Source organism: Streptomyces capitiformicae, assembly GCF_002214185.1.
GTDB classification, from domain to species: Bacteria; Actinomycetota; Actinomycetes; order Streptomycetales; family Streptomycetaceae; genus Streptomyces; species Streptomyces capitiformicae.
Genome location: NZ_CP022161.1, coordinates 3381517 through 3407534 on the forward strand (window position 1 = coordinate 3381517; position 26018 = coordinate 3407534).

Annotated in this window: 29 protein-coding genes and 3 pseudogenes; 12 read left to right on the forward strand and 20 right to left on the reverse strand. The window is 70.9% G+C overall.

What is annotated here, in order from left to right; translation table 11 throughout:
* Positions 1-20: 20 nt before the first annotated feature.
* From CES90_RS14985 to CES90_RS15000, 4 genes are all read right to left on the reverse strand, one after another.
* Positions 21-464 (reverse strand): ATP-binding protein, encoded by a 444-nt coding sequence (locus CES90_RS14985; protein WP_189785438.1) that lies wholly within the window; start codon positions 462-464, stop codon positions 21-23.
* Positions 464-871: a pyridoxamine 5'-phosphate oxidase family protein gene (locus CES90_RS14990; RefSeq protein WP_189785437.1), complete on the reverse strand. Its 408-nt coding sequence runs from the start codon at positions 869-871 to the stop codon at positions 464-466. Before CES90_RS14990 ends, CES90_RS14985 begins: the two co-directional genes overlap by 1 nt.
* On the reverse strand, positions 868-2610 hold the full coding sequence (locus tag CES90_RS14995; RefSeq protein WP_189785436.1) for a SulP family inorganic anion transporter: 1743 nt from the start codon (positions 2608-2610) through the stop codon (positions 868-870). Before CES90_RS14995 ends, CES90_RS14990 begins: the two co-directional genes overlap by 4 nt.
* Positions 2611-2803: 193 nt before the next feature.
* Complete coding sequence (locus CES90_RS15000) at positions 2804-3169, reverse strand: zinc ribbon domain-containing protein YjdM (protein WP_189785435.1); 366 nt, start codon at positions 3167-3169, stop codon at positions 2804-2806.
* 372 nt (positions 3170-3541) lie between these two features.
* Here CES90_RS15000 and CES90_RS15005 point away from each other — a divergent pair, with 372 nt between their 5' ends.
* Positions 3542-3748: a hypothetical protein gene (locus CES90_RS15005; protein WP_189785434.1), complete on the forward strand. Its 207-nt coding sequence runs from the start codon at positions 3542-3544 to the stop codon at positions 3746-3748.
* A gap of 206 nt (positions 3749-3954) precedes the next feature.
* Here the strand turns inward: CES90_RS15005 and CES90_RS15010 are convergent, their stop codons facing one another.
* Both CES90_RS15010 and CES90_RS15015 read right to left on the reverse strand, forming a co-directional pair.
* Positions 3955-5151, reverse strand: coding sequence for an FAD-dependent oxidoreductase (locus CES90_RS15010; protein ID WP_189785433.1), 1197 nt, complete (start codon positions 5149-5151; stop codon positions 3955-3957).
* 139 nt (positions 5152-5290) lie between these two features.
* Entirely contained in the window at positions 5291-5551 is a 261-nt protein-coding gene (locus CES90_RS15015; protein ID WP_229914099.1) for a hypothetical protein, read from the reverse strand.
* Between the two features lie 109 nt (positions 5552-5660).
* Between CES90_RS15015 and CES90_RS15020 the strand changes: the two genes are divergently transcribed.
* The gene (locus tag CES90_RS15020; protein WP_189785432.1) at positions 5661-6257 is read left to right on the forward strand and encodes a TetR/AcrR family transcriptional regulator; all 597 of its coding nucleotides are present in this window, start codon (positions 5661-5663) and stop codon (positions 6255-6257) included.
* Positions 6258-6378: 121 nt separating this feature from the next.
* Here CES90_RS15020 and CES90_RS15025 read toward each other — a convergent pair whose 3' ends face one another.
* Together CES90_RS15025 and CES90_RS15030 are read right to left on the reverse strand one after the other, a co-directional pair.
* A complete protein-coding gene (locus tag CES90_RS15025; protein ID WP_189785431.1) occupies positions 6379-6687 on the reverse strand; it encodes a hypothetical protein in 309 nt (102 codons plus the stop codon).
* Positions 6684-6911, reverse strand: coding sequence for a hypothetical protein (locus CES90_RS15030; RefSeq protein WP_229914098.1), 228 nt, complete (start codon positions 6909-6911; stop codon positions 6684-6686). Before CES90_RS15030 ends, CES90_RS15025 begins: the two co-directional genes overlap by 4 nt.
* A 166-nt stretch (positions 6912-7077) precedes the next feature.
* Here CES90_RS15030 and CES90_RS51615 point away from each other — a divergent pair, with 166 nt between their 5' ends.
* From CES90_RS51615 to CES90_RS15050, 5 genes are read left to right on the forward strand one after another with little or no spacing between them, the layout of a single operon-like run.
* Entirely contained in the window at positions 7078-7203 is a 126-nt protein-coding gene (locus tag CES90_RS51615; protein ID WP_308437887.1) for a helix-turn-helix domain-containing protein, read from the forward strand.
* 51 nt (positions 7204-7254) lie between these two features.
* Complete coding sequence (locus CES90_RS15035) at positions 7255-7902, forward strand: DUF5753 domain-containing protein (RefSeq protein ID WP_308437886.1); 648 nt, start codon at positions 7255-7257, stop codon at positions 7900-7902.
* The gene (locus CES90_RS15040; protein WP_189785430.1) at positions 7899-8102 is read left to right on the forward strand and encodes a DUF397 domain-containing protein; all 204 of its coding nucleotides are present in this window, start codon (positions 7899-7901) and stop codon (positions 8100-8102) included. Before CES90_RS15035 ends, CES90_RS15040 begins: the two co-directional genes overlap by 4 nt.
* On the forward strand, positions 8099-8296 hold the full coding sequence (locus CES90_RS15045; RefSeq protein WP_189785429.1) for a DUF397 domain-containing protein: 198 nt from the start codon (positions 8099-8101) through the stop codon (positions 8294-8296). Before CES90_RS15040 ends, CES90_RS15045 begins: the two co-directional genes overlap by 4 nt.
* Positions 8293-8502: a DUF397 domain-containing protein gene (locus tag CES90_RS15050; RefSeq protein ID WP_189785428.1), complete on the forward strand. Its 210-nt coding sequence runs from the start codon at positions 8293-8295 to the stop codon at positions 8500-8502. Before CES90_RS15045 ends, CES90_RS15050 begins: the two co-directional genes overlap by 4 nt.
* On the opposite strand, the gene CES90_RS15055 is transcribed toward CES90_RS15050, so the two are convergent.
* From CES90_RS15055 to CES90_RS15065, 3 genes are all read right to left on the reverse strand, one after another.
* A complete protein-coding gene (locus CES90_RS15055) occupies positions 8490-9206 on the reverse strand; it encodes a polysaccharide deacetylase family protein (RefSeq protein ID WP_189785427.1) in 717 nt (238 codons plus the stop codon). The two genes, CES90_RS15050 and CES90_RS15055, sit on opposite strands and share 13 nt — an antisense overlap.
* Positions 9207-9431: 225 nt before the next feature.
* Positions 9432-10046, reverse strand: a complete 615-nt coding sequence (locus CES90_RS15060) for a hypothetical protein (RefSeq protein WP_189785426.1) — start codon at positions 10044-10046, stop codon at positions 9432-9434.
* Positions 10047-10149: 103 nt separating this feature from the next.
* Positions 10150-12141 carry a histidine kinase gene (locus CES90_RS15065; protein ID WP_189785425.1) on the reverse strand — a complete coding sequence of 664 codons (1992 nt, stop codon included), beginning with the start codon at positions 12139-12141 and terminating at the stop codon, positions 10150-10152.
* 120 nt (positions 12142-12261) lie between these two features.
* Between CES90_RS15065 and CES90_RS15070 the strand changes: the two genes are divergently transcribed.
* Entirely contained in the window at positions 12262-13338 is a 1077-nt protein-coding gene (locus CES90_RS15070) for a CPBP family intramembrane glutamic endopeptidase (RefSeq protein ID WP_189785424.1), read from the forward strand.
* A gap of 86 nt (positions 13339-13424) precedes the next feature.
* On the opposite strand, the gene CES90_RS15075 is transcribed toward CES90_RS15070, so the two are convergent.
* The 3 genes from CES90_RS15075 to CES90_RS15085 form a co-directional block, all read right to left on the reverse strand.
* A complete protein-coding gene (locus tag CES90_RS15075) occupies positions 13425-14318 on the reverse strand; it encodes an alpha/beta hydrolase (RefSeq protein ID WP_189785423.1) in 894 nt (297 codons plus the stop codon).
* A gap of 307 nt (positions 14319-14625) precedes the next feature.
* Positions 14626-15414, reverse strand: a complete 789-nt coding sequence (locus CES90_RS15080; protein WP_189785422.1) for an Fpg/Nei family DNA glycosylase — start codon at positions 15412-15414, stop codon at positions 14626-14628.
* A gap of 325 nt (positions 15415-15739) precedes the next feature.
* On the reverse strand, positions 15740-16459 hold the full coding sequence (locus CES90_RS15085; RefSeq protein ID WP_189785421.1) for a DinB family protein: 720 nt from the start codon (positions 16457-16459) through the stop codon (positions 15740-15742).
* Between the two features lie 136 nt (positions 16460-16595).
* On the opposite strand from CES90_RS15085, the gene CES90_RS15090 reads away from it, so the two are divergent.
* Complete coding sequence (locus tag CES90_RS15090; RefSeq protein ID WP_189785420.1) at positions 16596-17996, forward strand: HEAT repeat domain-containing protein; 1401 nt, start codon at positions 16596-16598, stop codon at positions 17994-17996.
* 22 nt (positions 17997-18018) lie between these two features.
* On the opposite strand, the gene CES90_RS15095 is transcribed toward CES90_RS15090, so the two are convergent.
* A complete protein-coding gene (locus CES90_RS15095) occupies positions 18019-19617 on the reverse strand; it encodes a purple acid phosphatase family protein (protein WP_189785419.1) in 1599 nt (532 codons plus the stop codon).
* A gap of 112 nt (positions 19618-19729) precedes the next feature.
* Positions 19730-20209, reverse strand: a pseudogene (locus tag CES90_RS15100) (polyphosphate kinase 2); the annotation flags it as partial.
* An 84-nt stretch (positions 20210-20293) separates the two neighbouring features.
* Between CES90_RS15100 and CES90_RS15105 the strand changes: the two are divergent.
* Positions 20294-20542 carry a hypothetical protein gene (locus CES90_RS15105; protein ID WP_189785418.1) on the forward strand — a complete coding sequence of 83 codons (249 nt, stop codon included), beginning with the start codon at positions 20294-20296 and terminating at the stop codon, positions 20540-20542.
* Between the two features lie 90 nt (positions 20543-20632).
* On the opposite strand, the gene CES90_RS15110 is transcribed toward CES90_RS15105, so the two are convergent.
* Positions 20633-21178 (reverse strand): hypothetical protein, encoded by a 546-nt coding sequence (locus CES90_RS15110; RefSeq protein WP_189785417.1) that lies wholly within the window; start codon positions 21176-21178, stop codon positions 20633-20635.
* A 710-nt stretch (positions 21179-21888) separates the two neighbouring features.
* On the reverse strand, positions 21889-22431 hold the full coding sequence (locus CES90_RS15115) for a hypothetical protein (RefSeq protein ID WP_189785416.1): 543 nt from the start codon (positions 22429-22431) through the stop codon (positions 21889-21891).
* Positions 22432-22629: 198 nt separating this feature from the next.
* Here CES90_RS15115 and CES90_RS15120 point away from each other — a divergent pair, with 198 nt between their 5' ends.
* Positions 22630-24261 (forward strand): helix-turn-helix domain-containing protein, encoded by a 1632-nt coding sequence (locus CES90_RS15120; RefSeq protein WP_189785415.1) that lies wholly within the window; start codon positions 22630-22632, stop codon positions 24259-24261.
* On the opposite strand, the pseudogene CES90_RS15125 reads toward CES90_RS15120, so the two are convergent.
* Positions 24227-24469 (reverse strand): annotated as a pseudogene (locus CES90_RS15125) (hypothetical protein); the annotation flags it as partial. The gene CES90_RS15120 and the pseudogene CES90_RS15125 overlap by 35 nt on opposite strands.
* A 534-nt stretch (positions 24470-25003) precedes the next feature.
* A pseudogene (locus CES90_RS49520) lies at positions 25004-25315 on the reverse strand (HAD domain-containing protein); the annotation flags it as partial.
* A gap of 116 nt (positions 25316-25431) precedes the next feature.
* On the opposite strand from CES90_RS49520, the gene CES90_RS15140 reads away from it, so the two are divergent.
* Positions 25432-26004 (forward strand): tellurite resistance TerB family protein, encoded by a 573-nt coding sequence (locus tag CES90_RS15140; RefSeq protein WP_189785414.1) that lies wholly within the window; start codon positions 25432-25434, stop codon positions 26002-26004.
* Positions 26005-26018: the final 14 nt, after the last annotated feature.

Sequence of the window (26018 nt, forward strand, 5' to 3'; positions counted from 1 at the left end):
GTTTGAAGGGTCAGGCGGGTTCAAAGGGGCAGGGTGATCCAGATGCTCTTGCCGCGTCCGTCGGCGTCCGCGCGGACGACCGCGGTGCCGCCCAGGCCGAGGACCAGCTCCATGACGGTGGACAGACCGCCCGACCCGGCCGGTCCGCCCGCCCCGGTGCCGGTCGCCGCGTCGTGCAGCGGAGGCTGGTAGGGGTGGCGGTCGTGGACGGCGAAGGCCAGGCAGTCCCGGCCGGCCGCGTAGATCACGGTCACCTGCGGGGAGAGTACGGCGGCGTGCCGGACGCTGTTGGTGACCAGCTCGCTCAGGATCAGCAGGGCCGGGTCCACCGCGGGATGGCGCAGCCCCATCCCCCACTCGACCAGGGCCTGCTCGGCCGTCTCGCGGGCCATGCGTACGGAGGACGGTTCGGTCGGCAACGTGACCACGTGCCGATAGGGCAGGGCTTCCAGCTGCGTGGACATCACACCTCCGCGCGGGCGAGGCGGAACCCGGTGACCGTCTTGGGGTGCAGGCACAGCAGGGTGTCGTGCGGGCCGTGGGCCCAGCCGGAGAGGGTGCGCCGGTAGTGCGCGGCCTCGTCCGGGTCGGTGATCACCTCGGCCGGTCCGGAGACGGTGACCGTCCAGCCGGTGCCGTGCACGGCACGGATCTCGTCCGCGTGGTACGTCGCCGTCTCGGGCACCGCCGGCGCCGGGACCGGCGTGCGCACGATCAGCCGCCCGTACTCCCACACATGCCGGGCGGGCCGTACGACGGTCAGGTCGCGCTGCATGTACACCAGCCGTCCCAGGGTGTTGCCCTCCAGCAGCCACAGGGCCTCCGCGCCGGAGACCTCGACCATACGGAGGGGGACGGGGGACGTGCTCATCGCAGGGCTCCCTCGCTGGAGGTACGGGGCTTCTGTGCGGGAAGGGCGGGCAGGACTCCGGCCTTCTCCAGGTGACGACGGGCGGCGCGGATCGCCTCGGGGGTGGTGGCGTACTCCCGGCCCTGTCCACCCTCGGGGTCCTCGTACCGCAGCAGGTCCAGCGCGCCGACCGAGTCGAGGACCTGGCGCTGGCCGGGACGGATCCCGGAGGCGAGGACGACGATGCCACGACGCCGCAGCTTCTCCACGGCGTCCTTGAGGACGAGGGCGCCGGTGGCGTCCATCGTCGACACCCGGGACATACGCAGGATCACGACCCGTACGTCGGCGATGTCGGTCAGCTCCAGCAGGAAGCGGTGCGCGGCAGCGAAGAACAGCGGCCCGTCGATGCGGTAGGCCACGATGTGCTCGGCGAGCAGCGCGTGCTCCTCGGCACTGTGGTCGCCGCGGTCGAGGGGGACCTGGTCGAAGCGGGCCTGTTTGGCCACGGCACGCAGGGCCAGGGCGCCCGCGACGGCGAGGCCGATGATGACGGCGTAGACGAGGTCCAGGGCCAGGGTCGCGACCGCGGTCAGGACGAGGATCAGCGCGTCGGACCGGGTGGCCTTCGCCATGGCCCGCAGCGAGCCGACCTCGACCATGCGGATCGCGGTGGCGAGCAGGACTCCGGCGAGTGCGGCAAGGGGGATCCACGAGACCAGGGGGGCCGCCGCGAAGACGATCACGGCGAGGAGCGCGGCATGGGTCAGGGCGGCGAGCCGGGAACCGGCGCCCGTACGGACGTTGACCGCGGTCCGGGCGATCGCGCCGGTCGCGGGGACGCCACCGAAGAGCGGGGCGGCGATGTTGGCCAGGCCCTGGCCGAACAGCTCCCGGTCGGGGTCGTGTTTCTGGCCGACCGTCATGCCGTCGGCGACCGAGGCGGACAACAGGGACTCCAGGGCGGCCAGGGCGGCGACCGCCACGGCCGGGGCCATGAGCGTCCCCAGGGAGCCGACGTCCAGGAAGGACAACGAAGGCGCGGGCAGACCGGACGGCAGATCGCCGATCGGTTCGGCGGCGTCCAGCCCGGCGGCCCGCGCGACCACCGTCGCGGCGATCACGGCCAGGATGGAGAACGGAACGGCCGGCCGCCACCGCGCCCCGACCAGCATGACCGCCGCGACGGCGACGGCGAAGCCGAGAGCGGTCCAGTTCGGGGACTTCGTGAACTCCTCGATCGCCCGCCAGGTCACCACCAGCACCCGGTCGCCGTCCGGCTTGGGCACACCGAGGGCGTTCGGGATCTGCTGCAGGCCGATCACGCAGGCGATGCCAAGGGTGAAGCCCTCGACCACGGGGGCGGGAACGTACTGCATGTAACGGCCGGCCTTCAGCGCGGCCAGCGCCACCAGCATCACCCCGGCCATCAGACCGACCGTGAGGACACCCGTCGGCCCGTACTCGCCCACGATGGGGACGAGCACCACCGTCATGGCGCCGGTCGGCCCCGACACCTGCAGATTCGATCCCCCGAAGAGCGCGGCGAGCGCACCGGCGACCACGGCGGTCGCCAGGCCCGCCTCCGCGCCGAGGCCGGAGGAGACTCCGAAGCCGAGGGCGAGCGGCAGCGCCACGATCGCCACGGCCAGCCCGGCCAGCAGGTCCCGGCGCGGGTCGCGGCGTATCTCTGTGAGGTCGGCGCGGACGGGCAGCAGCGCCGCGATCCGGGCCCCGACCCGGCCCAACATAACCAACATATCCAGCACAGCATCTAACCAATTGCGAAAATTTGCAATTCAGCAGCAGCCCACTGCGGCGGTGTCTTCCGTCACGGACGGGTCGACCGGGCGAGCCGGCTGGCGGAGCGGGTCGAGGGGCGGAGCGGGTCGGGGGGCGGAGCGGGCCGGGGGGCGGAGCGGGCCGGGGGGCGGAGCGGGCCGGGGGGCGGGATCAGGCCTTCTTGACCACGCCGGACTTCAGCTGCATCGCCCCGAAGCCGTCGATCTTGCAGTCGATGTCATGGCCGTCAACACCGTCGACCAGCCGGATGCCGCGCACCTTGGTGCCGGCCTTGATCCCCGAGGGGCTGCCCTTGACCTTGAGCGCCTTGACGACGACCACGCTGTCGCCGTCCCGCAGCACGTTGCCCACGGAGTCCTTGACGACCTTCCCCCAGCCTTCGGCCGGGGGGACCCCCGTCTCGCTGCTCTCGGCGGGCACCCACTCGTGACTGCACTCCGGGCACACCACCAGGGCGTTCATCTCGTAGGTGTACTCACAGGAGCATTTCGGACAGGGCGGAGGATTCTCGTTCATCCGGTCAGCGTATCCGGCGGAACCCACTCCGGCTTCCGCGAACCTGCACATCGATTGCGCAACCGCGGCACAGGGTGCGGCGGATCTGCACAACGGTCCGCCCGATAGCGTCCTGTTGGCACCGAGTGCCCGCTTCGGCATCGTGACGGCAAAGCCCGTGACCTCCCGGCGCCGCGCGGATATATGGAGAAGCCGTCCTCAAGCCGTGCGCACGCCGACACGGAACAGTCGCCCGTGCGTTCAACGGCCCTGGTGGGAGCGTTGGTTGAGTGGATGCCCCGGCGAGCTCCGTGCTTTGATCCTCTGCACCCGCCCTCTGTCCCCAGCGGGGCCACCCCCCTTGTGGATCACCATACGAAGGGAAGTCTCCTCATGAACTCCGCTCCCCAGATCGAGACCGCCGAGATCTCCGACGCCGCGCTCGACAACATCTCCGGCGGCCTGAACCCGCACGTCAGCGTCGTCGCCGGCCCGGCGACGATCACCGACGCGGATGTCCTGGCCCAGGTCGACGCGGTGAAGGACCAGGTCCTGGGCGCCGTCGGCCACCACCAGGTCGGCGTCTGCGTCTCCATCTGACCCAGGTTCCGACCCGGGCTGCAGGGAACGGCGGAGCTCCTGGCGGCAACGGGGTCTCAAGAAGAGATCCCGGCCCGCCAGGAGCTTCGTGCATGTTCGGGTTCTGCTTCAGACGGGCCGTGAAGTGAGGATCACGGCGGCGCCGGCCCCCGCACCCGCCAGACCCGCCTGACCGCACAACAACGGCAGCAGGAGACCGTACGGCGTCATGACCCCGCCGGTGGGGTGCTGATGTCGGTGGTGCTGATGTCGGTGGTGCTGATGTCGGCGTCCCACTCCAGGAGCCGGATCAGGGCGGCCTCGTCGCCGGGCCGCGGCGGGGGCGACGTCGGGCGGGTGGGGGCAGCGGCGCCTCGGGAGATCTGGCCGCTGACGGTGATGTTGTGTTCCACACGGGGGCGGCGGAGGGTCTCGTAGAGGGAGAGCGCGGTCTCGGTGTCCGGGGCGTCCCGGAGGGCCTTCGCGAGGACGACGGCGTCCTCCAGCGCCATGGAGGCCCCTTGCCCGGTGGCCGGCGAGGCCGCGTGCGCCGCGTCGCCGATGAGCAGGGACCGTCCGGAGCGCCACGGCATAGCCGGTGGCATCTCGGTGGCGTTGGTGACCAGGATGTCGCCGGCCGTCGCCGCGACGATGCCGGCGGCAGGGGTGGCGTCCTCACGCAGCAACGGGACGAGCAGGTCGCGCCACCGGGTCGGCGTGCCGGCCGCGATCTCCTCGGGCGACAGCGGCTCACCCGCGACGCGGGCGAACCAGTACGCCTCGCCCGCGGGAGACACCGCATGGCCGAAGGCGGCCGAGCTGCTGCGGCTGAACGTGATGCGCTCGGTGTCTTCGGGCAGGGACGCGTCGGTGGTGTAGCCGTAGAAGACGTACTCCCCTGCGTAGCAGGGCCGCGCGTCGGGGGCGATCGACCGGCGGACGGTGGAGTGCAGCCCGTCGGCACCGACCAGCAGATCACCGGTCGCCGTACTGCCGTCGGCGAAGTGCGCGGTGACGGACTCGGGGCCGCCCTGTACGGAGGCGAGGCGGACGCCGTGCCTGATGGTGATGCCTCTGCGTGACACCTCCGCCTGCAGTGCGGCGTTGAGCTCGCCGCGACGCATGCACCGATACCGCAGGACCGGGTCCTCGGCCTCCCCGAGCGGCCTGCTCGCCACCTCGGCCCCGGAGCCGTCGAGCACCCGCATGCCGGTCAGCGGGAAGCCGAGGGCGGTGACCGCGGCGGAGGCGTCGATCTGCGCGAGAGCACGCATCCCGTTGCTCGCCAGCGTGAGGAACGCCCCGATGTCCTCGGCCGCGTCGGGATGCGCCTCGTACACGGTGACGTCGAACCCGGCCTTGTGCAGCGCGAGCGCCGTCGCCGTACCGGCTGTCCCGCCCCCGATGACGAGTATGTGCCCCACGCCTGCTCCCCCGCCGAGTCCGCCCGGCCCGGTCAGCCGTGCTCGTCATGGGTCGAACTCCCGGGCGGTGTCCGGGAGTTCCCCGGCGGACCCCGCTCAGCTCGTGGGCCGGCGGCCGGCAGCTCCGACAAACCACTGCTCAAGGACGTCGGTGCCCCTGCCTCTTCGCATGGTGACGGCGCGCCGCGATCCCCAGTAAGGCGGCACCTGCAAAGCCGACCAGAAGGGTCCCCCACTCAGGCACGTGGGCTGCCCGCAGAAGGCCGGCGACACCGAAGCTTGTGTCCCACCCGGCCTCCGTGATGGCGGAGCCGAAGCCCTGGACGACGAGGATGGCACCGAACAACCAGAGCAGCCCCTGGCCTGAGCTGTTGTCCGATTTCTTGAACTGTTTCGCCACGATTGGAGGTCCCTTCAGTTGTACACACATCGTTCCGATGCGATCGCATCACATCGTGCAGCGTAGCCGGATATGATGCAAGTGCATCGGAAAACAGGAGGAGCGAGGCGTGCCCAGACAGGTCGACTACGAGGACCGACGCCGCCGGATCGCCGAGGCGGTCTGCACTCTGATCGCGCGTTCCGGCATGGAGGCCGTCAGCCTCCGCGACGTCGCCGCTCAGGCGGACGTGTCCATGGGTGCCGTCCAGCGGTGCTTCCGCACCAAGGAGGACATGCTGCTCTTCGCGCTGGAGCACGTCTCCCAACGCGTCAGCGAACGCGCCAACGAGCGCATCGCCACGGCCTCCACCCCTCAGGCCGCCTCCACTCTGCTGTCCCACACCCTGGCCGAACTCGCCTTGCTGGACGAGGAATCGAAGACGCAGGCACACGTCTGGCTGGCCTTCATCACCCACGCCCCGGCCAGCGAGAGACTGGCCGCCGTTCTTCACGACAGCTATGCCAAGCTCCACGACCTCATCGCGTGGCTCATCCGCTATGGCCAGAGCTCCGGGGAAGTCCCACAGCACCTCGACCCCATCCGCGAGGCGCACACCCTCCTCGCCGTGGCCGACGGCCTCACGGTCCACGTCCTCGCGGGCCACCACTCCCCGGAGACGGCACTGACCATCCTCCAGCGCCACATCGACCACCTGCTGCAATGAGCTCCAGCCAGGGGTTGGGCGGGGTGCTATTGGCAGTTCCGTCTCGGCGACACGCCGCGTTTGCGACGTGAGGGCCGGGACAGCCGAGACAAATCTGCCAATCGTCGAGCACCTGCGACTGTCAGGGTTCCTTGTCGCCGTCCTCACCGGCTGCCTCGATCCGCCGCCCTCTGCTGACCGCGATCCGCAGCACGTCCTCCAGCGACTCCGCCGCCCGCGTGAGCGCGAACCGCAACGCCCGCTCGCCGGCCGCCGAGTCCGCGAGTACGGCTCTGCCGCCGACCAACACGTCCTCCGCCGACCCGAGTTGCATGACCTCCACGCTGTCGGCGAGCTGGGAGAGGGGGCCGGGGTACGCGGTGTCGGGGTCGAGGTAGCAGGGCTTGCCGTCCGGGGTGGTCCAGGGCAGCAGCCGCAGGCCGGTCATCATGCGGGGACTCCTTCCATGCCGTACGCCACGTGGAGCTCCTCCGCGGTGAGGACGTAGGGCCGTACGAAGTTGTCGTAGGGCTCGAAGGGCCAGAGATCGTCGACGGGCTTGCGGGGCAGTGGGGGTGGCGGACCGGGGTCCAACGGCTGGGAGTCGCCGGTGCGTTGGGCGGGGCGCGGCCCCGGCGTCGACCACGTCCGGGGAGCAGTACGTCGCAGAGCCACGTGACGAATGCGCGCATGGCGGTGCCTCCTGATTCTTCTCAGGGTTAATTCAGGGTCGCTTTGACGAGCGGTGATTACCGTTCGTGTCTCGATGGTCACTGCTGCGACGTACGCTGCGGAAGGGGTCTGGCGTTGCCTGGAGCGCCAGGCAACGGTGAGGGGTGACATGAGCGAACGGGTTGACATGGACGCCGAGTCGGGGCGCGCCGTACTGGGAAGGACGCTTCGGCTCCTTCGGGAGAAGGCGGGCAAATCACTGGGGCAGTTGGCCGACGAGACCGGGTACGACTAGAGCTATCTGAGCCGTCTGGAGAAGGGCGAGAGGGTCTCCAATCTGACGGTGATGAAGGACCTGGACGTGTACTACGGGGCCGGTGATCTGCTGGTTAGCCACTGGAAGGTGGCTCGGCTGGACGCGTTCAAGGATCAGTACAAGCGGTTCATGGAGCTGGAAGCGACGGCTCGGATCATGTGGAAGTTCACGCTCGGCATTCCTGGGCTCATGCAGATCGAGGACTTCGCCCGAGGGGTGTTGTCTGGGGCCCAGACAACAGCTGACGTTGACGAAGCGGTCGAGGAACAGGTGGCTGCCCGGCTTGGGCGGCAGTACCTCCTGCGGCAGAAGCCCGAGCCCGACCTTCGGATCATCATGGACGAGTTCGCGCTACGGCGGCCCGCTGCCGGTGGCAAGACCTGGCACGACCAACTGCTTCACCTTGAGACAGCTGCGAGGTGGCCCAACTTGACGCTCCAAGTACTCCCGTTCTCTGCGGGGGCGCACCACCATATGAACGGGTCGCTGACCCTGCTCTGGCAGAGGGACGGAAGTGCCGTTGCCTACAAGGAAGGCAACGGTTGCAGTCGGCTGATCGAGGATTCGGACGAGGTCCTGCGGCAGCGATTGTCCTACGATCGGCTCCGCGATCTTGCGCTGTCCCCGCCGGATTCGCTCGCGCTCATCAAGGACGCACTGAAGGAGCACAGATCATGACGCGCACCCTTGACCTCAGCACTGCCGTGTGGCGCAAGTCGTCCTACAGCGAAGGTGGCGACAACGACTGCGTCGAGGTCGCCGACGGCCAGCCCGGCATAGTCCCCGTCCGGGACAGCAAAGTCCCGGACGGGCGCGCCCTGCTCGTCTCCGCCGCATCCTGGTCGGCCTTCGTCCGCAGCGTGAAGGCAGCCCCGTGACACCCGACCTCACCACCGCCGTGTGGCGCAAGTCGTCCTACAGCGACGGGGGAGCCAACAACTGCCTCGAAGTCGCCGACGGCTACATAGGCACCGTCCCCGTCCGGGACAGCAAGCGCCCGGACGCTCACCCCTTGCTCCTCTCCGCCGCATCCTGGTCGGCCTTCGTCCGCAGCGTGAAGGCAGCCCCGTGACACCCGACCTCACCACCGCCGTGTGGCGCAAGTCGTCCTACCGCGACGGCGGCGGCACGAACTGCCTCGAAGTCGCCGACGGCCACCCGGGCATAGTCCCCGTCCGGGACAGCAAAGTCCCGGACGGGCGCCCTCTGCTCGTCTCCGCCGCGGCCTGGTCGGCGTTCGTGGGCGGCTACGCACCCGGAGCTGGTCAGGGGCGGTAGGCCGCGCGGTTGTGGTAGGTGACCTTGCCGGTGGGGAGCTTGGTGGGGGCGAAGAGTTCGTCGACGGTCACGAAGTGGAAGCCGCGGGCTTTGAGGCCCTTGATGATGCCAGGTATCGCGTTGACCGTCGTCTTGTGGATGTCGTGCATGAGGACGATGTCGCCGGGCCGGGTCGTCTCATTCACGGTCTTGACGAGCCGGGCGGTGTCGCGGTGCTTCCAGTCGAGGGTGTCGACGCTCCAGTGCACCAGCGGTCGCGCGGCAATCCTGCGGACGGTCGCGTTGTGGGCGCCGTACGGAGCGCGGACGGTGGTCGGCTTCTTGCCGGTCGCCTTCTTGATGGCCGCGTCCGCGCGGGAGAACTGCGACGTGATCTGCGCGGCGCTGAGCTTGGTCAGGTTGGCGTGGTCCCAGCTGTGGTTGCCTATCTGGTGGCCGGCGTTCGCCGCGGCGCGGACGATCGACGGGTTGTTCTGGGCGTTCTTGCCGACGACGTAGAAGGTCGATCTGGCCTTCCCGTCGTTCAGGAAGCGCAGCAACCGCTGCGTGTCGGCGACCGGGCCGTCGTCGAAGGTGAGCGCGACGCACTTCACCTTGCGGCAGTCGACGGCCGCGGGTGCGGCGGAGGCGGTTGTGGCGGTGCCGGCGAGCGTGGTGCCGCACAGGGCGGCGGTGAGGGCTGAGATGACGAGGCGTCGCTGCATCGGATCCTCTTCCAGGGACGGTGGGCCCGGTGGGCTTTCCCTGGTAGACCAATGCGAAGGGCACTTGGATGCCGGTGTATTCAAGCCCTTTGAGCCCCTTGAACGTCGTGCCGTACGCGACGAGTTGGGTTGCCGATCGGTCCCAGCCGTGTGCGTGCGCGCGCAGGGCCGCCTCGACTGTGAGCGCTACGGACCTGCTGCAACTCCTCGACGGCGGAGTCCACGCTATGCGCGGCGGCGCCTGGAGCCGATGGCGTAGGCGAGAGCGAATGCGGTGGCGGCGGCGAGTACGAGGCCGAGAGGGGAGGACCAGTCGACTCCGCCGCTCGCCTCGTCGTTCCACCAGGCCTTGGCCGGGAAGAACGGCTCGTACGTCAGCAAGTCCCAGGCGGCGGTGGGGGTTTCCTCGTAGGCGAAGATGAGCGGCAGGGAGTTGGTGTAGCCGAAGAAGGCGCCGAGCGCGGCGATGACGGCCCCGCCGATCCGCGCTCCATTGCTGCGGCCCCCCACCAGGCCGACCAGAGAGCCGACTGCCGCTCCGTTGAGCAGTGCGTGGCCCAAGTAGAGGGTGGTGGACGTGGTGAACGTCTGATCCTTGTAAGTGGCCACGTTGAGGCCCGAGTAGAGCAGCGCGACGAGGAACGAGACGAGGAGCCCCAGGAACACCGCGCCGACCGGATGACCGCCGGCGTTCGGCCGCGGCGGTGCGAAGGGCTGCGGCTGGAACGGCGGCGCCTGGTGCGCCGGGGGCTGACCGTACGCGTTGTTGTACGGGCCGTTGTACGGCGCGTTGTAGGGGTTCTGGTGGGGCTGCGCGGGCGGCGGTGGCGGCTGGTTCATTCTGGGTCCCCCGGTGTGTATGGGCAGGATCAGCAAGCTATCAGCGAGGTCGGCAGGAGGCCGTCGGAGCCGGGGAGGGCCGTGTGAAGGACCCGGCGCCGCTTCAGGGTGATCCGCGCCGGGCCTTGATCGCCCGCGCCGTGTCGGGGTCCTCCGAGTCGCCCAGGCTGTGCAGGAGTTCGCGCATGGCGGCGAGTGCCGAGCGGGCCCCGGCGGCGACCTCCTCCAGCCGCCCCTGCCGGGCCTCTTCGATCAGTGCCTCCGTTCGGTGCAGGACGGTGTCGTGCAACTTCGCGGCCAGGCGGTGGCGTTCGGCGTCCGCGGCCCGTTCCGCGTGCCACAGCGTGCCGGCCAGCGCGTAGTCGTCCCGAGCAAGGGTGCGCAGCCGTCGGTGCCGTACGGCAAGCCCGGCAGCCCACAGGGCGGCGAACACGGCGGCGAGTGCCACGGCCAGCAGCACGGACATCACCACGGCGGCGAACCAGATCGAGGCCTCGCCCTGCAGCTCACCGTCTGCGGCCGCCGTCGCGACCAGGGTTCCGGCGAGCGAGACCGCCGCCGCGCCCCACGCGGGCCACGTGCGGGCGGCTCCCTGGCCGTAGACCGCCACCGCGTACACCGCGAGCAGTTCCGCGAGTGCCCCGCCGGCGAAGAACTCCGACACCCGCGACGGCAGCGCGGCCCCGGCGACCGCCGCCGGCCACAGCCACGACGTGGCCAGCACACCGAGGAGCGCAGCCCACGGGGCACGCCGCCGCCACAGCAGCGGCACCGCGTGAACGGTCAGCAGCACGGCCACGACCAGCAGCGCGGGCACCGCGGCACGCACGCTCGCGCCCGTCCACTCCTCCACAGTGACCAGGGCGAACACCAGCGGAAGGACCGTCGCGGCGAACACCAGCGCGGGGTCGGCCAGCCGCTGCTCCCGCAGGACGTCGCTCCGGGCCGCGCCCTCGGCAGGACCCCACGGCCCCGTGATGTCGGGCAGCGTGGCCCGGACCCGCCAGCCGCCGCCGGGGGCAGGGCCGGCCGTCAGTTCCCCGCCGACGGCCGCCGCCCGCTCCTTCATCCCCGCGACACCGCGCCCCGAGCCGAGGCCGCCGGCGCCGCCTGGTGCCGAGCCGCGCGGGGCGGCGTTGTCGACGGTCAGTTCCAGGACGCCGTCCCCGCGCCGGACGCTCACGCGCGCGGCGGAGCCCGGGGCGTAGCGCAGCACGTTCGTCAGGGCCTCGCGGACGATCCCGTGGACCGCCTCGGCCGCCGGACCGGCCAGGTCCTCGGGCAGCTCGGCTTCGATCGGACGCCCCAACCGGCCGAATCCGGCGATCAGTTCCTCGATGCGCGCGGTCATCGGACGGGGATCCGGACGGTCGGCGTCGCGCAGCAGACCGACGAGCCGCCGCAGCGACGTCAGGGTGTCGGTACCGGCGCGCTCGCTGAACGACAGCGCCTCGGCCGCCAACTCGGGCCTGCTGTCACCGAGTCTGAGCGCGGCGTCGGCCGTGACGACGACGGACGTCAGATGGTGGGCGCTCACGTCGTGCAGTTCACGGGCCAGGCGCTGCCGTTCGGTGTCGCCCGCCCGCCGTCGGGTCTCCTCCGCGCCGGCCAGCCGACGGGCCGCGAGCGACCGCCCCTTGAGCCACTGCCGTCGGGCCTCGCCGAGTCCCGCGCAGACGACGTACACGAGCGCGCCGAGCGCCCACTGCGCGGCGAGTTCGGGCCGCATCCCGACCTGGACGAGGGACAGCAGCCACTCGACGCCCACGGCCGCGGCGACCGCGCGTACGGTCACGCGCACGGGCCGGCGGACCGCGACCGAGTACAGCGCGACCAGCGTCCCCAACCCGAAGTAGCCGTCCTCCCAGGCCAGTTGACCCAGCAGGAGAGCGCCGAGGGACCAGGCCAGGGCCCGGCCCGGCGTCCGCCGCCGACGGCCCAGCGCGGCCGTCTCGACGACCACCGCGCCCAGGACCGCGACGACTGCCGCCGCCCCGGGCACCTCCTCGCCGACCAGGCCGGCTCCCGGCCACAGCCAGGCGATCTGTCCCGCCGCGAACAGGGCGGGGAGCAGCCAGTTGCGTATCGTCTCCATGTCGGCACGAGGGTAAGGCGATCTCGGCCCCACAGGGCGCGCTCTCTACCTTCCGATGGAGACGCCGTTCGTGCCCGCGGCCGATGTCGGGGGCACGGGCCCGCGGGGAGGCTTGCCACCATGACGCATCCGCTCGCCGCCCCGACGTATCCACCCGCCGCCCCGACGCCTCCGCCCCTCCCCGAACCGCTCGCCTACCACCGTATGGCCCGTGTCTCGGCACGTCACCGATGGTGGCGGCCCCTGCTGGGCACCCTGTTCGTGGTCGTGGCGTACGTGCTCGCGTTCGGAGTGGTCGACGTCCTCTCCTACGCCTGGGGAACCGCAAGGGACTACCCCGAAGCCCCCGACGGGACCATCGAGTTCGGCCCTGTCTCGGGTACGGCCCTCGACCTGCTGATGATCGCCGTCGCGATACCCGTCGTCCTGCTCGCGGTGCGCTGGATCGGCCGCCGCCCGGCCGGCACGGTCTCATCCGTGACCGGCGGGCTGCGGTGGTCCTGGCTCGGGCTGTGCGTGGTGGCGGCCGTGCCGATCCTCGCCGTGTCCACCGGGGTCATGTTCCTGCTGCCCATGGAGGGTGCCCCGCCGGCGCGGTGGGCGGGCTGGGAGGTCTTCGGCCCGGCGCTCGCCATGCTGGTCGTCCTGGTACCGCTGCAGTCGGCGGCCGAAGAGTACCTCTTCCGCGGCTGGCTCACGCAGGCGGTCGGCGCCTTCCTGCGCTCGCCCTGGTGGGCGCTCGTACCCCAGGCCGCACTGTTCGCCGCCGGCCACGGCTGGGGGACCCCGTGGGGCTTCGCCGACCTGGCCGTGTACGGAGTGGTCGCGGGCTGGCTGACCGTGCGCACGGGTGGGCTGGAGGCGGCCATCGGACTGCACGCCGTGAACAACCTCCTGGCCTTCGGCACCTCGGCCGCCGTCGTCGACGGCCTCAAGAACGACGCCACCGCCGCGGACGCGCCCTGGCAGTACGTGGCCGTCGACCTGGCCGGCATCGCCCTGTACGCGGCGGCCGTCCTGTGGCTGGCCCGTCGCCGCACACCGACCCGCACCGTCCCCGCGCCGCCGCCGCTCCCGGAACAGCCGCCCTTCCCGGGCCCGTACGCCCTGGGGTCCTTCCCGGGCCCGTACGCCCAGTCGCCCTTCCCGGGCGCGTACCCCCGGCCGCCGCACGACGGGCTCCCACCCCGGTCGTAGGCGGCCCTCTACCTCTGGTTACAGACGGGCGTGCGGAAGAATCTTCCCCAGAGCGGAACCCAGCCCTCAGCCCGTCTTTCAGATCGTCAGGCGGCGAGTGCGGTGCGCAGGGTGTCGGCCATCAGCTCGATGGCCTCCTTGCCGGCGGGCACCGGGCCGGTGTGGGTGAAGTAGTGGTCGACACCCTCGAAGACGCGGTGGGTGACCGGGACGCCCGCGGCGTCCAGGGCCTTGGCGTAGGCGTCGCCCTCGTCGCGCAGACGGTCGTGCTCGGCGGTGATGACCAGGGCGGGCGGGAGACCGGCGAGGTCGTCGGCCAGTGCGGGCGAGACGAGGGGGTGGGCCCGGTCGGCCGCGTCCGGGACGTACGCGGCGGTGAAGATCCGCATGAGGTGGGGGTTGAGCAGCGGCTTGGCGATGGAGGACTGCTTGGTGGACGGGTCGGCGAGCTGGTCGAGCGGTGCGGAGTCGATGATCTGGAGCCGGGGTGTGAAGGTGCCGCGCTCCCGGGCGGTGCGACAGACCGTGGCGGTGAGGTTGGCTCCGGCGCTGTGCCCGCCCACGGCGAGCCGCGAGCCGTCCCAGCCATGGGGCTCGCCGTTCTCGGCGATCCACTCGGTGACGTCGTACGCCTGGGTGACGGCTGTCGGGTACGGCCGCTGCGGGGCGACGGCGTAGTCCACGTTGATCACGACGCAGCCGGCTGTGGCGGCGATGTAGCGGCAGATGTGGTCGTCCTGCTCGGGGCGGCCGACGATGAAGCCGCCGCCGTGGAAGTTGACGTACACCGGGGCGGGCGTACCGGTGTCGGCCGGGGGGCGGTAGACGGTGCATTCCACCGGTCCCGCACCGGTCTCCACCCGCAGGGATTCCGTGCGCTTCGGGATGTCGGTGAAGCGCAGCTCCTCGTGTACGCGGGTCATCATGCCGCTGAGCAGCAGCTGGACACCTCTGGCCTGGATTCGGGAACTGAACGGCATGGTCCGACCCACCTATCACTCCAACACTTCAACATTGAAGTATCAGGATTCCTGTCAATGGCTTCCCGATGATGACCTTTCGACCCGCGTTGCGCAATGGGATGACACCGATGCCCCGGCCCGGCTTGGCACCAAGCGACGCGGTGGTCTTCGACGCGGTCGCCCGCCGCGCGGCGGAGCCCTGCGGCCGGGCTTGAACGGTCCAGCCGGGCTTGAACGGTCCAGCCGGGCTTGAACGGTCCAGCCGGGCTTGAACGGTCCAGCCGGGGGCAGCGAGGGCGACCGGGGTACGAAAGCCGGCCCCCGGTCAGGAGTCGTCCGGCTGGCAGTGCGGGCACCAGACCGTGCTGCGGCTCGCCATGCGGGAGCGGCGCAGTGTGTTGCCGCAGCGGGGGCAGGTCGGGCTGGGGTCGTCGCGGTGGCCGGTGAGCCAGGAGTCGCGCGGCGGGACGCAACCGGCGGTGACTGCGGAGCGAAGGGTGCGGCGCATGTGGGTGTACAGGCGGCGGCGCTCGGCCTCGGTGAGATCGCTCGCCCTGCCGGTGGGGCGCAGCCGGGCGCGCCACAGGATCTCGTCGGCGAGCAGGTTGCCGAGCCCGGCCAGGACGGACTGGTCGGTGAGGACGGTCTTGACGCGGCCGCGACGGGCGGAGAGCGCGGCCTCGAACTCGTCGCGGTCCACGGCCAGCGCGTCGGGGCCCTGCCCGTCCAGCAGCCGCTCCAGGCCGGCGTCGTCGGCCAGCCACAGCCCTTGCAGCTTGCGCTGGTCGCGGTAGCGCAGCTGCCGGTCGTCACCGACGGTGAACAGAACACGGTCGTGGGCCTCGGGCGCCTCGTCGGGGCTGCCGCAGACCAGCTCCCCGGTCATACCGAAGTGCAGCACGAGCGTGGGCCCGTCGCCGATGCGCGCGAGCAGCCACTTCCCGTGCCGCTCCGGCTCGCCGAACCGCCGCCCTTCCAGCGCCTCGCGCAGCCGCCGCGCGCTCACCCCGTGCAGCACGCCCGCGTCCCGCACCTCGACGCGCCGGATCACCCTGCCCTTCGCACAGGACTCCAGCACTTTCCGGAATGCCTCGACGTCCGGCAGCTCAGGCATCGGGCACTGCCTCCCTCGACCGACCGAAGATCCACGACGAGCGAGCCGCGGCCCCTCAGGCCATTGTCATCCCGGAGCACCTGCCCCGCCCGGGGCCCATTTCCTGCGGCGGCGGGGGGTGTGGTGAAAGTCCTGTGCGGTGCCCGCGCCCGCCGCGGCAGCGGCTGGTGTCACAGCCGGTGCGTGCCCTCGGCGTGCCGGACGAAGGTCCTCCATGGGGGTCCCCCCCCCGCTCGAGCGAAGCCGAGAGTGGGGGAGAAGCCGAGAGTGGGGGAGCGTGCCGGGCGCCGTGGGTGCTGTGCGGGACTTTCACCACACCCCCTACCTACCCGCCGGTGGTGGAGCGGGCCGTCCACAGGTCGCGGAGCAGTGCGATCTCGGCCATGTGGTGGATGAACTCGAGGTTGGTCCCCCACAGCACGGAGATGAACGGGTCGTCGGGGGCGGAGCCGTACGGGTACTGCGAGAAACCGACCGTGTCGAGCTGCTCCTGCGTGACCGTGGCGACGCTGTCGCGCCAGCGGTCGACCGTCTCCCAGAACCGTTCGACCGCCAGGGCGGCGGAGGGGGTGAAGTCGACCATGAGCTTCGGGTCCTGCCGCCGAGGTCCGAAGGTCCACTCCCACTCGCCCGCGAACTCGTAGTGCAGGTGCCCCAGCCGCCACGCGATGGTCGTGATCGGTGTCCGGTCGGGCTCCGGCTCACCGGTGTGGGCGAGGATCTGCTCGACCCGCTCGACGCTCACGCTCCAGTCCTCGGCGATCTTGTCGACGGTCATGCCGCCGGCGGCCTGCCGGGCGACCTCGGCGTACTCGCTGGCGGGGATGTCCGGGGCGCCCAGGTCGAGCACCCACTCGCCCGGCCCGAACGCCCTGGGCGTCGTCGCCTCGGTTCTGCGCCGGATCGACCAGCAGTCGGGCGCCGGCTCCCACAGGAACTCCTCGTCGCCGAGCCCCGTCAGCCGTACCTGGGCCATCTCCCTGGCCATGTCGAACTGGTCGAGCAACAAGCCCAAACGGTCCGTCCGTACGCCGTTGATCTCCATGCCTGGCCCCCGGTCGCGGTCGAGTGTGTCGTCTGCCGTACGCGCTGCGCTCAGGCGGAAGCTAGCGGCTCGCCGCACGGGACGCGACCCATTTCCTCGCCCTCCAGTGTCAGAGGCGGGTCCTAAGGTGCCCGGCATGGACAAGGGTCAGCTGATCGAGGAACTCTCCGGGTCGTGGGACGAGACGAAAGCGGCGCGGGACTCGCTCGTGGGGCTCGGGGCGGCCGTGGTCGCGCCGGTGTTGGACGTGCTCTGCGACGAGGAGTCGCCCGTCGGTTGGAACGTCCCGGCGGACGTACTGTGCCGGATCGGGGAGCCCGCCCTCCTCCCGCTGGCCGAGGCGTCGGCATCGGCGTCGGCGGACTCGCCCGAGGTGGCGAGGAGGGTCCTGTGGGCGCTGGCCCGGCTGGACGTGCCCCATCCCGGGGTCTACGTGCCGCTGCTGACCCATCCGCACCCGCGGGTCCGCGACAACGCGCTCTCCGTCCTCCGGGGCGAGGGCGAGGCCTCGATGCGTTTCGTCGACAGGTTGCTCCCGCTGCTGGGAGACCCGGAACCAGAGGTGAGGAAGCGAGCGGTCGCGGTGTTCGACGCGATCGGCACCGGAGCCGTCCCCGAGCTGCGGCGGCTGCGACGACAGCCCGCGACCGGCCCGCGGATCCGGTCCGGAGCCCTGGAGGCGCTGGCGGCGATCGACGGACCGGCCGCGCTCGACGACAAGGACCGGGCGGCTTGGCGTCGGCTGACGAGGATCAAGCGGCCGGCCGAGACCCCGGAGGGCATGCACCTGTGCGGCTCCTGGTACGCGGTCCCGAGCACCGACCAGGCGGCGGTGCTGGACGCGTTCGATCTGGGCGGCCCCGAGCCGGTCACCCTCAGGACGGGCGCCGCGGCCTGGAACCACGACCGTCACGCCTGGCACCGGCGCCGCGTGCACTACAAGTGCGCACGCGTCTTCGTCAGCCCCGTGCTGGACGGCTGGACGCTGGTCTTCGGCGACTCGTCCGAGAACACCCACCGCGTCGAGAGCGCGGACGACGCGGAGGCGGAGAAGGTCCTGGCGTCCGTCGTACGCCGGCGCTGCGCCGACCTCAGCCGCCGGTTCGGAGCCGCGCAGTGGTACGGCATGAGCTGCGGGGACGGCTGGACGGCCTGGTGCATCGCCGAAGGCGGGGACGTCGTGCGCCATTACGACGCGTTCGACGCCGCTGAGGGCGGCCGCGCTGAGGACAGCCACGGAGAAGGGCCCGCGCATCCTGCCGAATCCGGCTATCTCCTGCCCCACCAGCGGGCGCTGCCCGACGACGCCTTCGACGGTGTGGACCTCTCGGACCCCGAGGCGTTCTTCGCCCGGTACCGCCAGGTGAAGGAGCGGCTCGGGATTCCCGAAACCTGCCACGCCAACGACATCGCGGCCCGGATGTCGGTCGACCCTGGAGCACTGGGGGCGCACACCCGGGTCGAGGGTGCCGGGGTCCTCGCGCTCACCGTGTGCGGCCGGGAGCACGGCCACCCCGCCGGAGCACTGCCGTGCTGACCTGCGCGGCTGACCTGCGCGGTTACCGGCTCGGGGGCGTGACCCCCGACAGGTCGTGGGCGGTGACGCTGTTGCGGTCGGTGACCGAGCGGCCGAAGGCGTGGTGCGGCCAGAGGCCTCCGGCCACCCGGCGGGCCTGTTCGGTCCATTCCTGGGCGGCGGGGGTACGGGGCTTGTAGTGGTTGAGGGCGAAGCCGCCGGAGTGGATGCGCAGGAGGGAGAAACCGCCGGGGTAGTCCTTGGCGGCGGTGACCTCCTGCAAGGTGACGTGCGGGGCCTGGGGCAGCACGGTGCGTTTGTTGCGGTGGGTGTGGCCGGCGTGGTGGAGGAAGACGCCCGGGGCGTCGGCGTAGGCGTCCAGGACGGCACGGGCCTGGCGGCGGTCGAGGCGCTGTCCGCCGGTGACGGGGAACACGGAGCCCCGTACGGTCAGCGGATGGTGGCCGAACACCAGGGTCGGCTGATCCCGCTGTTCCCTCAACCGCCCCCGGAACCAGGACAGTTGCTCGGCACCGAGCCCGCCCGCGTCGGCCCCGTTGCCGGCCCTCTCGTATGTGTCCAGCCCGATGATCCGCAGCCCGCCGAGATCATGGGCGAAGTACGAGGCCCCGTCGCGCCCGGGAAAGCTGTCGAGGAACGTGTCGGGGAGGGCGTCGGGGAGGGCGTCGCCGTGACCGCCTCGGCGAGCGCCACCACGGCGACCGCGACCATGTCCGTGCTCATGTCCGTGCCCATGTCCATGCCCATGTCCGGGTCTGTCGTGGTTGCCGCGTACGACGAAGTAGTCCCGCCCGTGGGTGCCGAAGCCGTCCAGGATGCGCTTGGCCTCCGCCAGGTCGCGTGGCGCGCCGCCGGCCGAGATGTCCCCGGCGGCCAGCAGGACGTCGGCGCCGCGCCGGCGGGCCTCGGCCACCAGGGCCCGGCCCATGATCTCCGGGTACGGCGTACGTCCCGGCCGCTGTGCCACTCCGCGCAGCAGCGGCAGCGGAACGCCGGCCAGCAGTCCGGCGGCGGTCTCGCCGAGGTGCAGGTCGTTGCAGAGGGCGATGGACATGAGGTGCTGCCCCGGCGGGGGCTGCGGAGTGGTGAAGGAGAAGGGGCCCTCGTCCGTGCCGAGCCCGTAGGAGTTCGTACCGACGGCGTTGCCCCGGACGTGGTGCAGCGGGGTGGGTATCGCGGGCGTGCCCCGGGAGCGGGCCTGGTAGTAGTACGTCTGCCCCGGCTCCAGATCAGTGAGCTCGACGTAGTGGTGCGCGGTGGGCCGGTCCTCCCCCGCTCTGCGGTCCAGGCGGGCGGGATGGGTGCCGTAGACGACCTCGCCCTCCGTGACCGCGGGGAGCAGGTGGCCCAGGCCGTCGTGGGTGCCGGGCACGCCGGTGTACCAGGTGACGACGGCGCGGTCCTCGGTCAGCGTGACCAGTTCCAGATGGACGGCCGCCACGGCGTCAGGGTGAGCGGGGCGGCCCCTTCGTGCCGTGCGGCCGCCGTGCAGGGCCTCGGCGGCGGCCTTCAGCAGCGCGGGGGCGAGGAGGGCGCCGGATCGCAGGACTTCACAGGGAGCGGGGAGGGCGGACAGCGCGGACCGGGCCGCGAGGGGAGCGGAGAAGAAGCAGCAGCGCATATCCCCTCCATGCCCGAGCGCGGTGAACGGCGGCGGATCCACCGACGGCGACACTCGGTATGAAACACGACAACTCCGCCGGATGGGTCCTCACCCGTCGTGTGTTTCGTCACCCCATCACCCGCTCGACGCCGGCACGGTTGTACCAGGACCGGTCGAACAGGACGATCTCACCGGCGGTCGGCAGATGCTCCACGTACCGCTGGAAGTACCACTGCCCGCGCTCGCGCTCGTTCGGCTTCTCCAGCGCCACCACGCGGGCGCCGCGCGGGTTGAGATGCTCGGTGAACCGTTTGATCGTGCCGCCCTTGCCGTCGGCGTCCCGGCCCTCGAACACGATGACGAGCCGACGCCCGGTCTCCTTGATCCAGCTCTGCAGCTTCAGCAGCTCGATCTGCTGGAGCCGCTTGTGGAGGTCGTACTCCCCGCGCTCCATGCGCTGGTCGTACGGGTAGTTCTCCCGCCAGGTGTCCACGGGAGTACCGTCCGGCCGGATCAGGACCAGGCCGTCGGCGTCGGCGTCGGCGTCGGCGTCGGCGTCGGCGTCGGCGTCGGCGTAGTCGACCCGCATCCCCGACAGCAGTTCGGTCATGTCGGCCTCCTCGTTCAGAGACCTTGATCGAAGCAAGCGGCTTCGTCCATCCGACGAACGGCGAGCAAAGCCCGGGTGTTCTCCGTGGACGGACGGAACCGGGGCAGGACCCTGACGGTCCTGCCCCGGTCGGTCGTCATCAGTGAGCTCTCGGTGGTCATGGCCGCACCGGTCGCCGACCGCCCGAAGCAGCGCGGTGACGCGCCCTTCCGCGGCCGGGGCACCCGCCGGGGCCAGCCCTCAGGACGCTCCGGCGGCGCCACCTGCCGCAGCGCCGAAGCCCGCCAGATGGCGGATGCGCGCAAGGCGGCGCGCATCCGCAAGTCCGCCTGACGCTGCGCGCGGCGCGTCCGGGCGCGCGGGGCGTGTCCGGAACGCGGCAGGGCCCGCCGACGGGCGGGCCCTGCACACACGCGGTCGGCGTCAGTCGATGTAGCCGGGCGACCCGCCCAGCTCCCAGGTCTTGTCGCCGTCACCGTCGTTGTTGATGTTGTAGATGATCTTTCCGTCGGCGGTCCACGTGCCTCCGCCGCTGTTCGTCGAGTCCGTATTCAGGTCGCATTCGCCCGAGATGATGGTGGGTATGTCGCTGGGCTTGAAGGAATCCGCCTCGATCCAGTTGATGCCGCTCCTGAACTCGCAGCTCTCGTACCTCATGAGGGCGTCGCTGCGCTCCAGCCTGAGGCCCAGCAGGAACTTGTCCATCTCGCCGACGACGTAGTTGCCCCCGCCGCTCCAGCTCCCCATCGCGTACGCGTGGTACTTGCCGGTGCTGCTGTTCAGTGACACGCACAGCTTGATCTTGAAGGTGACGTTGGAGCCGGGAGTGTCGAACGTCTTGCTCTGGTAGTTGGCGTTGCACTTGTCCGGAACGGCCGCAGTCGCCGGAGCCACCCCGAACGTCGTCGCGCAGGCGAGCGCGACCCCGCCGGTCAGCGCCGTGGCGCCCGCCCTCTTCAGCCAAGTCATGAGTTCCTCCTGGGTGTGGTGTTCGCTGTCGTGCTGATCCGTCCCGTTCACCGGTCGGCCCGCCAAGAGTTGCGGAGCCGGCTTCCGGCGACCTTGCGGGAACCTGGAAACAGGAGGCCCGCGGCCTGAGCGCCCCTCGCGCCCGCGCAGTGCCTCCCCACGCCCCATGGGGCATGGCCTATGTCATACGAGAACTTCGCCGCTGCCCACCTGGAAAGTTCCAGGGAACATAATTCAGCCAGCTCACCAACACGGTGATGGCTTGGGGAAGACATCACCCTCACGCTCGGCCACGGCGAGCACGAGGGTGGTGTGCGGAGCGTCGGCCGGACTCGCCCTGGTTGAGAGCAGGAGCCTGGCATCAAGATCATCGGGCACGCTCTGTCCGGCCGGGGAAGAGTCGGCAGCGCCGTCACCTGCACGTACGCGTGCTCTGGGGCTGGTGGTGCTCCCGGAGGCCATGCTCGGGCTCATGTTCCCGGTCATCTCGCGAGCCCGCAGGTCCGCCGGATGGCCGGGGAATCGGGGCATGGGAGCCTCCGGCCCTCGCGGTCTTCTCCGGGATCGCATGCCGGATGGTCTACGCGGCAGACACTCGCTGTTGACCAGGATGAGTACAGCTTCCGCGCCGCACACCAGCCCTGCCACCTGGGACCTCAGGGTGCACACCGCTCAATGGGTGGGCTCAGCCGCCTGGTCCCGTGTGGGGCCTAGTTGTCCGACCACCAGCGGGCGCCGGCCTTCGACTTCACATCGCCGACGGTGGCGCACCAGGTGACGCGCTTGCCGTTGTCGGTGGCGCCCATGGTCGTACGCGCACAGGCACGCATCACGCGACCCTTAACGCCATCGCCGGAGTGGCGGTACCACTTGGAGTAGAACTTCTTGTCCTTCTTGTCGGTGCTGACACCGCCACATCCCTGCCAGTTCTTGCCCTTGTCGTAGCTGATGTCGACCCACACGCGGTCAGCCTTGCGCACCTTGCCGCTGAGACGGGCCGCAGAATAGTCCGGCCACTTGCCGGTCGAAAGGATCAGGACACGGCCGTACTTCTCAGTCACGCCGTTGTTGTACTTCTTGTCGCCCGCCCCCTTGTGGCTGACCTTGAGCGGCATGCTCTGCTCTTTGTACGTGCACTTGTCGCCCTGCCCCATGGTGCCGATCTCGGCGGCTGCCGCCGTGCCGCCGGCGACGGTGGCGGTGAGCGCGGTGGCCATGGCCGTGGCCGTGAGTACGCGTCGGACTCGTGACATGTCGTTCGTCCCCGTTCTGTTGCTCGTTCTCTTGCTTGTGCGTTCGGCGAGATCAACTGTGCTGTTCCGGTTCGGCCGAGGGCCAGTGATCTCGCGTCTCAAGTCGGCGTGGGACGTGGGCCGCCCCGTTGACCTGGTGTGATGCAGACGGTTTGGGACGGGCATGGAATGCTGGTGCGGGAGTCGGAGCAAGGTGTCATGGGGGTAGAGGCCTTGGACGGGACGCGGGGAGCCAAGGAGTTGGCCGCCGTTCTGGCGGAGCTGAAGAGGCGCAGCGGCCTCAGCTACCAGGAGCTGGGGCGGCAGGTCTTCATCAGCAGTTCCACCCTTCACCGGTACTGCAACGGCAAGGGCGTGCCGGCGGACTACGACCTCGTCGTCCGTATCGCCAAGGAGTGCGGAGCCGACGCGGACGAACTGAACCAGCTGCTGCGATGCTGGCGGGCCGCGACCGGACAGGAACCGGCGCCGGCGTCGGAGCCGACGCGGGGGCCGGCCCCGGCTCGGGCTCCCGTTCGGCGGCAGCCCCTGGGCACGAGGTTCGTCCTCGCCGCCGTCATGGCACTGGTCGTGCTCTGTACCGCCGTCGCGAGCGCCCCGTACGAGGCGGCGACGGCAGCCGTGCCGGTGCCGGTCGGGGCGACGAGTTGGGCCCAGACGCCGAAGCCCGTCGATCCGGAACTGTTCGGCGTGACGATGAACAGCTCCAGCGGGGCCATGCCCTCCTTCCGGACCGGCGCGCTGCGGCTGTGGGACAGCCAGACCCGCTGGGCCCAGCTGGAACCCGTACGCGGGGAGTACGACTGGTCCACGCTCGACCGGCTCCTCGACGGTGCCGAACGGGAGGGCCTGCCCACGTTGTTCGTCTTCGGCGGTACGCCCGCGTGGGCCGCACCGGACGCCCGGAAGGCCGCGTATCCGGACGGTTCCCGGGCGGCGCCGCCGGACGACCTCGACGACTGGGACGCGTTCGTGCGCGCTCTCGTACGGCAAGCGGGTGCCCGTATCGACGCGTACGAACTGTGGGTCATGGCGAACCACGAGCACCACTACAACGGCAGCGTCAGGACCCTCGTCGAGATGACCCGGAGGGCGAGCCGCATCATCCGGGAGGCCGACGCGGACGCGACCGTGGTCTGCCCCTCCATCACCGAACTGTGGAAAGCAGAGGCACACGAATACCTGCTGCGCTTCGCCGAGTCGGGGGGCTACCAGTACTGCGACGCGGCGGGGATCAAGCTGTACCAGCGTCAGGTCACCGACCCGCCGGAGACCATGCTGGAGGCGGTGCACGATGTGGATCGAACCTTCCAGCGGGCGGGGTACCACCTGCCGCTGTGGAGCACCGGCACCACGCAGACCGTGACGCTGAACGATCCCCTGGAGGAGGAAACGGCGGCGAACCACGCGGTCCGCTTCTATCTGACGGGCCTGTACGCCCGGAACCGGAACCTGGCCCGCATGTACTTCTACGCATGGGGCAACGGCAAGATCCCCCTGGTCCTCCAGGCCGAGGGCCAACCACCCACCAAAGCGGGTCTGTTCGTCGCGCGCCTCCAGCAGTGGCTGGCCCACGCGGACGTCCGTTCCTGCGGCCACGGCCTCCAGATCGCCCTGCCCGAGAACGTCTGGCAGTGCGAATTCCTCATCCCCGACGAACAGGGCACCCTCCGCACGGCCCGCATCCGCTGGACCCACACGGGCACGGCCGACACCCCCGTCGGCGCCGGCGCCCGCACCGTCGAGTACCTCGACGGCACCGCCCGTGAGGTCGACGACCGCGACACGGAGCACATCACGGAACGGCCGGTACTGATCCGGTACGGCTGAGCCATGTGTCGAGGGCCGCGTAGTCGCCGTCGGTGAGGCCGAGGCGAGGGTCGGCGCGATGGAGCAGGGCGGGGGCCCGGTGGTGGGCGGCGACCCAGGCCCGGTCCGTGTCGGTGACCTCGTCGTCGACCCAGGCGAACGGTCGCCCCGCGGCCCAGGCGACGAGGGTGCGGGTCTTCCAATGCAGCCCGTCGCGTTCGTCCTGCTCATCCTGGTCGCCCTGGTCGTCCCGGTCACCCTGGTCGTCCCGGTCGTCCCGGTCACCCTGGTCGTCCCGGTCGTCCCGGTCACCCTGATCGTCCCGGTCGTCCCGGTCACCCTGGTCGTCCTGGTCATCCTGGTCGCCCTGGCCGCCCTGCTCACCCTGGTCGGCCTGCTCACCCTGGTCGGCCCGCTCACCCTGGTCACCCTGGTCGTCCCGGTCGTCCCGGTCACCCTGGTCGTCCCGGTCACCCTGGTCGTCCCGGTCGTCCCGGTCGTCCCGGTCACCCTGGTCACCCTGGTCACCCTGGTCGTCCCGGTCACCCTGGTCGTCCCGGTCGTCCCGGTCACCCTGGTCGTCCCGGTCATCCTGGTCGCCCTGGCCGCCCTGCTCACCCTGCTCGGCCTGCTCACCCTGGTCGGCCTGCTCACCCTGGTCGGCCCGCTCACCCTGGTCACCCTGGTCGTCCCGGTCGTCCCGGTCACCCTGGTCGTCCCGGTCGTCCCGGTCGTCCCGGTCACCCTGGTCACCCTGGTCGTCCCGGTCGCCCTGGTCGTCGCGGTCGGAGGGCTCGGGCCAGATCACCACGGGCAGCTGCGGCAGACCGAGGCGGGGCGACACGCACGCGTTCGCGTCGTCCATCCATGTGGTCGCCCAGACCACGTCGCAGGGCAGCGCCGCCAGCCGGGGCCCGTGCCTGGGATCGATCCTGGCCAGCAGCGGATTCGCGTCGGCTTCGGCCGGCTCCGGGCCCGTCGCCCAGATCGGATACGACTCCGGCGCGCCGCCGAACGGGATCAGCGGTCCGTCGACATCGAGAAACAGCAGCGGAGGCCGCACAGAGCCGGTCACATGAAAACGATAGACGGCAGCAGCGCCCGTCAAGTCGGTCATGGAACTCCGGAGGGCGGGAAGGAGTTGCCAGGAGGACGACCGGAACGACATGGGCTCAAGCCGAGGTGGCACGCATGGCGATGTGGGATCGAATCAAGGACCAGGCCAAGGGGCTGCAGCAGCAGGCGCAGGGGATGCAGGGCGCACGCGGCGCCGGTGGACACGGGCGGTCGAGCGGCGGGCACTCCGGTGGGCACTCCGGGGGCACGAAGGCCCAGCTCGTGAGCGCGCTCAAGTCCCAGCTCACCTCCCTCAAGACGGAGCTGAAGAGCGGCGCCTACCGGGACGCCAGCATGGCCATGTGCGCGCTGGTGGCCGCCGCCGACGGGCATGTCGACCCGGCCGAGCGGCAGCACGTGGAGTCCCTGATCCTGAACAACGACGTCCTGCAGAACTTCCCGGCCGACCAGCTGCGGCAGCGCTTCAACAAGCACGTCGACCAGCTGTCGTTCAACTTCCAGCAGGGCAAGACCGAGGCCCTGCAGGAGATCGCCAAGGCCGCGAAGAAGCCGACGGAGGCCAGGGCGGTCGTACAGACCGGCTTCGTCGTCGCGGGCGCGGACGGTTACATCGCACCGGCCGAGGAGCAGATCCTGCGCGAGGCGTGCTCAGTACTCGGCGTACCCACGCAGGAGTTCGGCCTCTGACGCCATGGGCCTCC

Excerpts from the sequence above, each read along its gene's own strand:
- CES90_RS15085 (WP_189785421.1), bottom strand. The coding sequence starts at position 16,459 with ATGGAGATCAACGGCGTACGGACGGACCGTTTGGGCTTGTTGCTCGAC.
- CES90_RS15075 (WP_189785423.1), bottom strand. The coding sequence starts at position 14,318 with ATGCCGTTCAGTTCCCGAATCCAGGCCAGAGGTGTCCAGCTGCTGCTC.
- CES90_RS15000 (WP_189785435.1), bottom strand. The coding sequence starts at position 3,169 with ATGAACGAGAATCCTCCGCCCTGTCCGAAATGCTCCTGTGAGTACACC.
- CES90_RS14985 (WP_189785438.1), bottom strand. The coding sequence starts at position 464 with ATGTCCACGCAGCTGGAAGCCCTGCCCTATCGGCACGTGGTCACGTTG.
- CES90_RS15070 (WP_189785424.1), top strand. The coding sequence starts at position 12,262 with ATGACGCATCCGCTCGCCGCCCCGACGTATCCACCCGCCGCCCCGACG.
- CES90_RS14995 (WP_189785436.1), bottom strand. The coding sequence starts at position 2,610 with ATGTTGGTTATGTTGGGCCGGGTCGGGGCCCGGATCGCGGCGCTGCTG.
- CES90_RS15040 (WP_189785430.1), top strand. The coding sequence starts at position 7,899 with ATGACGCGCACCCTTGACCTCAGCACTGCCGTGTGGCGCAAGTCGTCC.
- CES90_RS15115 (WP_189785416.1), bottom strand. The coding sequence starts at position 22,431 with ATGTCACGAGTCCGACGCGTACTCACGGCCACGGCCATGGCCACCGCG.
- CES90_RS14990 (WP_189785437.1), bottom strand. The coding sequence starts at position 871 with ATGAGCACGTCCCCCGTCCCCCTCCGTATGGTCGAGGTCTCCGGCGCG.
- CES90_RS15120 (WP_189785415.1), top strand. The coding sequence starts at position 22,630 with ATGGGGGTAGAGGCCTTGGACGGGACGCGGGGAGCCAAGGAGTTGGCC.
- CES90_RS15090 (WP_189785420.1), top strand. The coding sequence starts at position 16,596 with ATGGACAAGGGTCAGCTGATCGAGGAACTCTCCGGGTCGTGGGACGAG.
- CES90_RS15140 (WP_189785414.1), top strand. The coding sequence starts at position 25,432 with ATGGCGATGTGGGATCGAATCAAGGACCAGGCCAAGGGGCTGCAGCAG.
- CES90_RS51615 (WP_308437887.1), top strand. The coding sequence starts at position 7,078 with ATGAGCGAACGGGTTGACATGGACGCCGAGTCGGGGCGCGCCGTACTG.
- CES90_RS15095 (WP_189785419.1), bottom strand. The coding sequence starts at position 19,617 with ATGCGCTGCTGCTTCTTCTCCGCTCCCCTCGCGGCCCGGTCCGCGCTG.
- CES90_RS15055 (WP_189785427.1), bottom strand. The coding sequence starts at position 9,206 with ATGCAGCGACGCCTCGTCATCTCAGCCCTCACCGCCGCCCTGTGCGGC.
- CES90_RS15060 (WP_189785426.1), bottom strand. The coding sequence starts at position 10,046 with ATGAACCAGCCGCCACCGCCGCCCGCGCAGCCCCACCAGAACCCCTAC.
- CES90_RS15110 (WP_189785417.1), bottom strand. The coding sequence starts at position 21,178 with ATGACTTGGCTGAAGAGGGCGGGCGCCACGGCGCTGACCGGCGGGGTC.
- CES90_RS15035 (WP_308437886.1), top strand. The coding sequence starts at position 7,255 with ATGAAGGACCTGGACGTGTACTACGGGGCCGGTGATCTGCTGGTTAGC.
- CES90_RS15025 (WP_189785431.1), bottom strand. The coding sequence starts at position 6,687 with ATGATGACCGGCCTGCGGCTGCTGCCCTGGACCACCCCGGACGGCAAG.
- CES90_RS15005 (WP_189785434.1), top strand. The coding sequence starts at position 3,542 with ATGAACTCCGCTCCCCAGATCGAGACCGCCGAGATCTCCGACGCCGCG.
- CES90_RS15080 (WP_189785422.1), bottom strand. The coding sequence starts at position 15,414 with ATGCCTGAGCTGCCGGACGTCGAGGCATTCCGGAAAGTGCTGGAGTCC.
- CES90_RS15065 (WP_189785425.1), bottom strand. The coding sequence starts at position 12,141 with ATGGAGACGATACGCAACTGGCTGCTCCCCGCCCTGTTCGCGGCGGGA.